Genomic DNA, 8496 nt, shown 5'->3' with positions numbered 1-8496 from the left:
GTGTAAATCCCTCATCCCCCTCGCCGCCATCGCGAAAGGGAAAAAGTGGACGACTTTTACGCCGCCCGCAGCAGCACTTCGCCGCCGCTACCGTGGTCTAATTTTGCACCGCCGTTCTCAGATCGGGCGGTCGGCATCTTTATCGTTCCGGGCACGGGAAGCCCGCTGAACTTTGACGGGCAAGATCCGAACCGTCAGGCGATGACGTTTGGGATCATCTCGCTGATCTGCGGGATTGCGACTTTCTTTCTTGGGCCGATCGGCATCGTCACGGTGGTGATTGCCATCATCTTTGGCAGCAAGGGCAAGGAAATCGGCGCCGATCTGCCCGACAAGACGGGCTATTATTTGAGCGTGGCGGGTCTCGTTCTGGCCGCCATCGCGCTTCTCATCACACTTCTGGCTCTGACGGCGTGCGCGGGACTCTTGGGTCTGGCGAGCGGTCTTCGGTCTTTCCACTGACTTCATCGAACAAAAGAGGGATCATCATGAAACGTCGTTTTGCCGCGATGGCACTCTTTCTCCTGCCGGTGGCTGGATGTTCGCGCGAGCCTGACCCGATGGATGGCAAGACGAATGAGACTTTGACGTCGCTATTCTCAGATAACAAATCGTCCGAAGCCGAAACCGAGGCCTCGGACTGCAGCGGCTTCAGCCCCGATCCGAATGGCCTCGTCGGCGTGCAGGCTGGCATGACGCCGATGCAGGCCGCTGCGATTTTGACCTGTCAGGGCTACACGCTCGGCTATCCCAAGCCGGGCGATTATGACGATGACCGGCGGCGCAAAGAGGAAGCCAAGCAGAACATTTTCCGGATGGACTTTCGGAAGACTGGCGAAGAGGATTATGCGCGCTTGTTCTATGAAGGCCCGCCCGACGCGCCGCAGGTCTACGCCATCGGCCGCACGTCGTATTTCGGGGAGAATCCGCCGCTCCTGCAGGCCGTCGCCAAGCAGTTTCTCAACAAGTACGATCTGCCTCGTGACATTCAAACGAAGCGTGAGGGCATCATTGGCGGCGGGAAGATCACCCCCTCAAACAATCCGGTGGGCTACGTCTCCGGCGGCAAGGGCAAGATCGCCGAACATTGCACCAACCTCGCCTTCCTCCACGATCCGGAAAGCCGGTTCTCTACGATGATGAACCGCGGCCCCTATCCGGATCAGAATTGTGGGCCGTTCATGACCGTGGAAGTCCTGGCCAACGGGCGGAATGCCGAGGTTGCGTATGTCACGCGCTACCGGCTCGGCGACCCGCAACTCGGTTTTCGCTTGCGCGAAGCACGGCGTAACAATGTCGAAGCGGAAGCGGCGGCGAGACAAGCGCAAGAGGTCGACGCCGCGCGCAATAGCGGCGTTCTGCCGGATCTCTGAGAATAGCACGGAACGCGCAAGGTTGGTGCGCCGCGTTTCACGCCGATCAAATGCCGAGAATGAGCCAGACGAATCCCATTCGGCTGGCTCTTGTTCGTTAGAAGAGGCTGAGCTGGCGTGAAGATTCCACGTAAACGCGCCATGACGCGGATTGCGCTTCGTGATCCAACCACGCTCGCACGTAGCCTGCGGCATCACCATAAGACATGACTTCGCGCGCAGGCAGAAAATGCGAGCGATAGCCCGTCTCCGTCATAGGGAGGCGTAGCTTGCCTTTCACGCGCAACTCGATGTGATCGAATGGTGGTTCAGCACAATAGAGCGGCGTGTGCGTCACTTCGATCTCGATGCCCTCCCAGACTATGATGTGAGTAAGAGGGGCGCTCATGCGCGCCCCTCGGTTTGTGGTTTATCCTCGGACGGTTCGCGAAGCACGATGCGCCCGCCGATGGGCAGGGATTCAAGCTGAAGCGTGACGCCTTTGCCATCTTTGTGCTTCCAGCTGGCACCGACGCGGGTCCAGAAATTCTTTTCGCCCTTGTTCTGGACGTGCCAGGCAATGAAGTCAGGTGCTTTGGAAGCGGCAGATTGGTTGGTTTGCAGTGTAGCCATGATGTGATCTCCTATTCGGTGTTTGGGTTGGCTCGTTACGCCAATCCGATCGACCGGACGAAGGAGGCCACCCGTCATGCCCAACACGGGAGGCGAAGCGAAGCGCAGCCGAATGGAGCGGGCAGCGGCATTGACGGGGGGGCGCGGCCGGTCAGGACTGGCGACATGAACGAGGCAACCAAACAGACCGAATTGGCCAGGATCGGTGGCAATCGGCAAATTAGAGGTTCAGCATTTCAAGCAGAGCACAGTACTGCAGCTTGGCGAAACTTATGGGGAAAGTGGCGGTCTGGCGCCTAGCAGGTTAGAAAGCTCTTGGTTACATTGCGGGAATGGCTGAGAGCAACATGACGAACCCGGTCGTTTTGAGGCGTGGAGCTGGAATCGGAACAGGGAATGCCGAGACCGATGACGAATTCCTCTTCGACTGTTTTGTTGAATATCCACCGGTTGAAGATTGCCGCCGCCTGAACTCACCAACAATGGTTGTTGCGGGTCGTACCGGATCCGGCAAAACCGCGATACTGCGATACCTTGAAAACGAAGCCAGACATAGCTCTGCTATCGATCCATTCGAAATGTCGATGAGTTACGTATCCAATTCGGATGCACTCCGCTTTTTAAATGTAATTGGCGCTGATTTAGATCTTTTCTTCCAAGTGCTTTGGAAGCATGTCCTATGTATCGAGTATATCCGCTTGCGTTGGGATGTTAACAGCGGCGACAAATCCAGAAATATTTTTGCTAAGCTATTCGACGGGTTCTCGAAAGATGAGCGAAAGCAGAAATCACTCGACTATATTCGAGAATGGGAAGGTAAATTCTGGATCACGATGGACCAGAACATCAAGGAAGTCACCGAGACCGTTGAACGTAAACTTAAGGCGGAGATAGGTGGTGAAATTGAGAAGTTCAAAGCCGGCGGCCAATATGATAAGAGATTGAGTCGCGAAAAGAAGAGCGAAATAATAGCTCGTACGCGGAAGATTATCAGTTCTGATCAACTTTCCGAGTTGCATGGCGTCATTGAGATGCTGGCGACGCAAAATTCCGACGCAGGTTCTTACTATTTAACAATTGACAAACTTGATGAGCGCTGGGTTGACGACAGCGTTCGCTTTCGAATGATCAAAGGACTAATGGAGTCTTTAAAGACTTTTCGACGCATTAAGAACTTAAAAATACTTGTAGCACTTCGCGAAGATGTCTTGGAGAGAGTTGTCCAAGAGACAGCTGATATTAGTTTCCAGCGCGAGAAGTTCGAAGACTTACTTGTTCGGTTAAAATGGACACGTTCAGAACTTAAGCAACTAGTCGAGAAACGCCTTAATGCACTTTTCAAGCGGCAGTATACGGGATCACTGATTGGCTTTACAGATATCTTCCCAGCAAAAATCGGAGCGAAGGAAACCTTCGATTGGATGCTCGAACGCACGTTGATGCGGCCGCGTGATATAATTGCCTTTGTAAATGAGTGCATTGATGGTGCGAATGGACGAACGAATATTCCCGTAAATACCGTTCGCAAATCGGAGGTCGATTTTGCTCGCAAAAGGCGAGATGCTCTCGTTCAGGAATGGAAAAGTTCCTATCCTTCACTTGACGCAGTGTTAGATTTTGTCACGTCGAGGCGTAAATCTGGGGTTGATTTGATTGAATTAATTGACCGTGTTGATGACTTTTGCACGAAGGCTTGGACCAAAGAAAAGGTTGCGCATGATCCGGTATGGGAATTATGCAATCGCTATGCGGAAGACGGCAGGAAGATAGCATTTGACGTCGTTGCAGAGTTGGCAGCGATCTTATACCGGGTTGGGGGCGTCGGCATTAAAATAAGTCCGCAAGATCGCTTTTTCTTCGCGCACATCGATCAGCCACTCATTTCAGCGCAAGTCCTATCCGCGAATAGCAAAATAAGACTCCATCCTATGCTGCATGCCGCGTATAATTTACAAGATAGATCATAGAATTGTTCTCTAAATAGCGGCCTATTTTAGAAGTGTTGGGAGAACCATTTTACTCATACTGCTTGACCAAAGGAGTTGAGAGCTTTCTCCCAACTCAGAGCGAGATTGAAGATCTGCCCTTCATTGCGGCAGTCAGCAGCTTTCGGATGCTCGCTGCTCGCACGCGTGAGCTGATCAACGCTCACGGCGCCCCATTCAAGTTCGATTGCGGCTATGTCGATACCGCCGTCCCCAATGCCTTTGCCGACCTACATGAGAGTTCGCATGTGCTGGGCATTCATCAAGGGCTGGTGATTACGATCATCGAATTTGCCCTTTACGTGTTCACCCAGGCCGATCAGTTTCCGCAGATTGGTGATGCAGCGGGCGAAGATTCGACCGCGCCGCAATTTGGCTCCGCGCCCGGTATATTCCTCCTTGCGAAAACGATGCGCGGCGAAACGATTGACAACGAAACGGATCGCCACCGCGTACCCAAAGACGCGGATCGCCATGTCGCTGCAATCTATCTCGCGATGATCATGAGGCGCTTTGTCTGGCTGCATGAGCTGGCACACGGCGTGAACGGGCATATGCTGTTGCTCAAAGACCTCGGGGTCAGGGCGGCATTAAACGAAGTGCCAAATCCGGCGATGCTGGTCAGTCTGAAGAAGTCCAGTCTTCCGGCGGACGAAGCACGACGCATTCTACATGCGCTGGAATTGGATGCGGACGCGTCAGCGCTGCGCACACTTTGCCGCATTCAGCTTATGGGCGGCGAAAACATCGAAGGAATTGCCACGCTGGATTTTCGGACGCGCATGGAGATGAGCCTGCTGGCTGCGTATCTCATGGCCTGGCTGTTTGATGAGTATCAGCGCTTTGGCCACACGCTCCACGATGAGACGCACCCGTTTCCGAGAGAGCGGCTGGCGCATCTTGTGAGCTTTGCAAGTCGCGAGTTCGATCAAGAGGTAGACGGGTTCGCGCCATTCCATGAAGAAGTGTGCGCCAGCTTCAATCGGCTGGCGGCGAAGATTTCGGGCATGCATAGGATTGAGGCGGGCATGGGCGTTCGCAAGAATGGCGCCATGCCGGAGAATGTTGGCGAACTGCTGGCATCACTGGCTTTCACGCCGCCCCCGCCTGAAATAGCAAGTTGATCCTGTGTAGCCGCCACGGCGATTGAGCACCGCTGACATACTTTGCGATGGCATCGAGGACTGCCGGATCGATGACCTCGCTCACATCTATCATTCCAGCCACAACATCGACGAGTTGCGCCTCGCCAACGAGCAACGCGAAACGATGTCGTCCCGCGTGCACATCTTCGGACAGAGCAACAGGTTGGCCGCTCTCCGACTCAGATGGGACGTACTGCACGCCCTCGTCAACGCGCGAAGAAAATTCGTTCTCGCTGAGGGGCAATGGGTACCAGAGCCCTTTGACCGATTGAAATGCGAGGCTCGCTCCCGCCAGATCCGAGTGCAGCTGAAAGCAAAATGGCGCGCCCAGCGGAATGATAGGCCCGGCCAATGGCTCCGGATTGGCAAACGTGACAATGCCTGCAGCCGGATCAGATAGCCGCACCACCCCAATCCCGTCATAATGCCCGTGCTCTTCCAGCCACTTCTTCCATAAAGCCCCAGCACTGACTGGCACCGATGGCGCTTTTAGCAAAGCATCTAGTTGCGCGGCCTCTTTGGGATGATCGCGCGCAAGCCATTCGGCGATGCGTTTGGCTTTCTTGCGCCCGATCCGCCCTGCGCGAAACGTGTCCTCAAGCCCGCTGCCAACCTGCTCGCCGTCAAACGCCTGATCGAACACCTGAGACCAATTAAGGTTGGCCGCGTCCATGGCCTGCCGCACGCTGCGGTAGAGCGCCTTTCGGTCATCGGGCGTGGCATTCAGCCAATCAAACGGCATTCCGGCGCTCCATCTGACAGTGGGTACCCGGAGTTTACACGCGCATTGCGGGTCATCTGCGTACTACCACGACGCCGCAACACAGGCTGATGTTGTGCGGCGCACAATAGAATTCCGCACATCATCCAAGTATTTATGATAGGATTTAATTCCTCATGAAGAAGTGCGATGACCGCCGCCGCCCCGACAATGACAGCACGCAATACAAAGCGAATGCTGACAATGAGGCTACGGAATCGCAATTCTCGTTATTAGACCTTATCGACCACATGGCGCAAATCTCCGCTGAAAAAGACTATAAAGTCTTTCTTCGGACGGGTAAAATCCCCTATACTGGCGGTCAACCAGAAAGGAGCGCGCCATGACCCGAGCCGCCCTCTACGCCCGCTACAGTTCGGCATTTCAAACCCCCACCTCGATCGAGGATCAACTTCGGATCTGCAACCAGATCGCCGCGCGTGATGGCCACGCCGTAATCCAAAGCTATACGGACTATGAGATCAGCGGAACGCATATGTTGCGCTCCGGTCTTCAGAATCTCCTGGCGGACGCGCAGGATGGCAAGTTCGATGTGGTCATTGCTGAAGCCCTAGATCGTCTTAGCCGCGATCAGGAAGGCACGGCGCATCTCTACAAGCGCCTGACCTTCCTCGGCATCAAGATCGTCACTTTGAGTGAGGGCGTCGTCAACAAACTTCACGTTGCGCTCAAGGGCACGATGAATGAGATGTATATCGACGAGCTCTCGCTCAAGACGCATCGCGGCCTTGAGGGACGGGTTCTCCAGGGCAAGAGCGGCGGCGGAATTTCCTACGGCTATTCTATGATGCGCGACGTCGATGCTGGCGGCGACCGGATGCGCGGCGAACGCGCCATCAACGAAGATGAGGCCGCGATCGTCAGGCGGATTTTTGAAGCCTATAAAGATGGCGCATCCCCTCGTGCCATCGCGCATTCCCTGAATGCCGAGGGCGTTGCCGGACCGCGCGGCGGCGAATGGTCAGCCAGTACGATCAACGGAAACCGCAAGCGCGGCACGGGCGTCTTGAACAACGAACTCTATGTCGGTGTCCTTGTCTGGGATCGACAGAAGTTCGGAAAGGATCCGGTCACTGGTAAGCGCGTCGCGCGTCCGAATGCCAATGAGACAATCAAGCGTGTGGATGTGCCAGAGCTACGGATCGTCGCTCAGACGCTTTGGGATGACGTGAAAGCCCTGCAAGCGCGGCTTGATCACAAGCCCTCACTGGAGGCAAAGCGCCGTCCGCCGAAACTGTTTTCTCATTTGCTCAAATGCGGATGTTGTGGCGGCGGGATGTCCATCGTCTCCCAAGGCCGTTATGGATGCTCCACGGCACGCAATAAGGGCACGTGTGACAACCGCATCACGGTCTCCGAATCCGAGATAGAAACCCGCGTTCTGCACGCGCTTCAAGCCCGTCTAATGGACAAGGAATTGTGCGCAGCCTTCTGCGAACGATACACCGCCCATCTCAATCGCGTCCGTCACGAGCATAACGCGGCAAGGGCGGACTATGCGGCCGAACTGGACCGCGTGAACCGGCGGATCAAGAAACTGGTCCAATCGATCATGGACGGTGTGCCCGGTGCGATGGTCAAGGATGAGGCCATTGAACTTGACCGCCGCAAAACAGAACTGACGCAAATTCTGGAGACCACCGAGGACGCACCGATTTTCGTGCATCCGAACATGGCGCATCGTTACAGCGTCCAGATTCAGAATTTGATCGCTTCCATGGAAGAGCCCGACCAACGCGACAAAAGCGCCCAGGTCATTCGGAAGCTGATCGATAAGATCGTGTTCACACCGAACGACGATAAGAGCGCTCTGGTCATCGACTTGATCGGCGATTTGGCAGGTATCCTGCTGATGACCGAAAAGGCGGGATCGGAGAATTTGTACAACAACCTCGCCACGCTGAGCCCCGCGCAGAAGGCGGAAATCGAGCAGATCAAACTGGCTAAGACTGAGGGAAATCCAGGGCTTTCAAGCCTTGGCAAGGTAAAGATGGTTGCGGGGGTAGGATTTGAACCTACGACCTTCAGGTTATGAGCCTGACGAGCTACCGGGCTGCTCCACCCCGCGTCACCAGTTTACCCGTGTCGCAAAGACACGAAGAGGGCCGCGGAGGCCCTCGATAAGGGCACAAGGCCCTGACATGTGAATGGGTTTATCCCCGCGAAGCGCGCCGGCTACAATGCCTGGCGACGTCCTACTCTTCCGACGCTTGAGCGTAAGTACCATTGGCGCTGTCAGGTTTCACGGCCGAGTTCGAGATGGGATCGGGTGGGGCACTGACGCTATGGTCACCAAGCAATGAAGCCGGCGCGTTTCGCGGGTTTTTAATCGATGTATCCGTGCAAGTCTTAGTTTGTGGCGTCTGGCTGATTATCGTCCATCAGACAGTACCGTTACAGGCCTGTCATTGATGGTGGGACTCTCAAGCATGAACAGAGTTATTAGGACTGGTTAGCTCCACGCGTTACCGCGCTTCCACACCCAGCCTATCAACGTGATGGTCTATCACGACTCGATGATACCTAATCTCGAGGGAGGCTTCCCGCTTAGATGCTTTCAGCGGTTATCCCTTCCATACATAGCTACCCTGCTGCGCTCC

General features: G+C 55.1%; 9 protein-coding genes, 1 tRNA gene and 2 rRNA genes (1 of these 12 only partly in view). 6 read left to right on the top strand and 6 right to left on the bottom strand.

The features are described 5' to 3' along the window. Positions 1–45 precede the first annotated feature (45 nt). Positions 46–462: a hypothetical protein gene (locus tag GQO94_RS18365; protein WP_156842858.1), complete on the top strand. Its 417-nt coding sequence runs from the start codon at positions 46–48 to the stop codon at positions 460–462. A gap of 26 nt (positions 463–488) precedes the next feature. Further along, the gene (locus GQO94_RS18360) at positions 489–1373 is read left to right on the top strand and encodes a hypothetical protein (protein WP_156842857.1); all 885 of its coding nucleotides are present in this window, start codon (positions 489–491) and stop codon (positions 1371–1373) included. Between the two features lie 97 nt (positions 1374–1470). Here GQO94_RS18360 and GQO94_RS18355 read toward each other — a convergent pair whose 3' ends face one another. Together GQO94_RS18355 and GQO94_RS18350 are read right to left on the bottom strand one after the other, a co-directional pair. Then, positions 1471–1761 (bottom strand): hypothetical protein, encoded by a 291-nt coding sequence (locus GQO94_RS18355; RefSeq protein ID WP_156842856.1) that lies wholly within the window; start codon positions 1759–1761, stop codon positions 1471–1473. After that, a complete protein-coding gene (locus tag GQO94_RS18350; protein ID WP_156842855.1) occupies positions 1758–1985 on the bottom strand; it encodes a hypothetical protein in 228 nt (75 codons plus the stop codon). Before GQO94_RS18350 ends, GQO94_RS18355 begins: the two co-directional genes overlap by 4 nt. Before the next feature lie 332 nt (positions 1986–2317). Here GQO94_RS18350 and GQO94_RS18345 point away from each other — a divergent pair, with 332 nt between their 5' ends. Together GQO94_RS18345 and GQO94_RS18340 are read left to right on the top strand one after the other, a co-directional pair. Beyond that, positions 2318–3952, top strand: coding sequence for a P-loop ATPase, Sll1717 family (locus GQO94_RS18345; protein WP_232333020.1), 1635 nt, complete (start codon positions 2318–2320; stop codon positions 3950–3952). A 62-nt stretch (positions 3953–4014) separates the two neighbouring features. Beyond that, on the top strand, positions 4015–5094 hold the full coding sequence (locus tag GQO94_RS18340; protein ID WP_156842854.1) for a hypothetical protein: 1080 nt from the start codon (positions 4015–4017) through the stop codon (positions 5092–5094). Here GQO94_RS18340 and GQO94_RS18335 read toward each other — a convergent pair. Further along, complete coding sequence (locus GQO94_RS18335) at positions 5063–5857, bottom strand: hypothetical protein (protein WP_156842853.1); 795 nt, start codon at positions 5855–5857, stop codon at positions 5063–5065. The genes GQO94_RS18340 and GQO94_RS18335 overlap by 32 nt on opposite strands. 155 nt (positions 5858–6012) lie before the next feature. On the opposite strand from GQO94_RS18335, the gene GQO94_RS18330 reads away from it, so the two are divergent. Then, entirely contained in the window at positions 6013–6222 is a 210-nt protein-coding gene (locus GQO94_RS18330; protein WP_156842852.1) for a hypothetical protein, read from the top strand. Then, complete coding sequence (locus GQO94_RS18325; RefSeq protein ID WP_156842860.1) at positions 6219–7931, top strand: recombinase family protein; 1713 nt, start codon at positions 6219–6221, stop codon at positions 7929–7931. The genes GQO94_RS18330 and GQO94_RS18325 overlap by 4 nt, the downstream gene beginning before the upstream one ends. Here GQO94_RS18325 and GQO94_RS18320 read toward each other — a convergent pair. The 3 genes from GQO94_RS18320 to GQO94_RS18310 form a co-directional block, all read right to left on the bottom strand. Further along, positions 7888–7964, bottom strand: a tRNA-Met gene (locus GQO94_RS18320). The two genes, GQO94_RS18325 and GQO94_RS18320, sit on opposite strands and share 44 nt — an antisense overlap. Positions 7965–8078: 114 nt before the next feature. Next, positions 8079–8193, bottom strand: a 5S ribosomal RNA gene (gene rrf, locus GQO94_RS18315). Between the two features lie 125 nt (positions 8194–8318). Then, positions 8319–8496, bottom strand: a 23S ribosomal RNA gene (locus GQO94_RS18310) (it continues 2613 nt past the right edge of the window).

It is taken from the genome of Novosphingobium aquimarinum, assembly GCF_009746585.1.
In the GTDB taxonomy this organism is placed as follows: Bacteria; Pseudomonadota; Alphaproteobacteria; order Sphingomonadales; family Sphingomonadaceae; genus Novosphingobium; species Novosphingobium aquimarinum.
This window is presented reverse-complemented; position numbering and strand designations above follow the sequence as displayed.

What these genes read in the sequence shown, in the direction of transcription:
- GQO94_RS18335 (WP_156842853.1), bottom strand. Translation starts at nt 5,857, where the DNA reads ATGCCGTTTGATTGGCTGAATGCCACGCCCGATGACCGAAAGGCGCTC.
- GQO94_RS18345 (WP_232333020.1), top strand. Translation starts at nt 2,318, where the DNA reads ATGGCTGAGAGCAACATGACGAACCCGGTCGTTTTGAGGCGTGGAGCT.
- GQO94_RS18350 (WP_156842855.1), bottom strand. Translation starts at nt 1,985, where the DNA reads ATGGCTACACTGCAAACCAACCAATCTGCCGCTTCCAAAGCACCTGAC.
- GQO94_RS18355 (WP_156842856.1), bottom strand. Translation starts at nt 1,761, where the DNA reads ATGAGCGCCCCTCTTACTCACATCATAGTCTGGGAGGGCATCGAGATC.
- GQO94_RS18330 (WP_156842852.1), top strand. Translation starts at nt 6,013, where the DNA reads ATGAAGAAGTGCGATGACCGCCGCCGCCCCGACAATGACAGCACGCAA.
- GQO94_RS18325 (WP_156842860.1), top strand. Translation starts at nt 6,219, where the DNA reads ATGACCCGAGCCGCCCTCTACGCCCGCTACAGTTCGGCATTTCAAACC.
- GQO94_RS18360 (WP_156842857.1), top strand. Translation starts at nt 489, where the DNA reads ATGAAACGTCGTTTTGCCGCGATGGCACTCTTTCTCCTGCCGGTGGCT.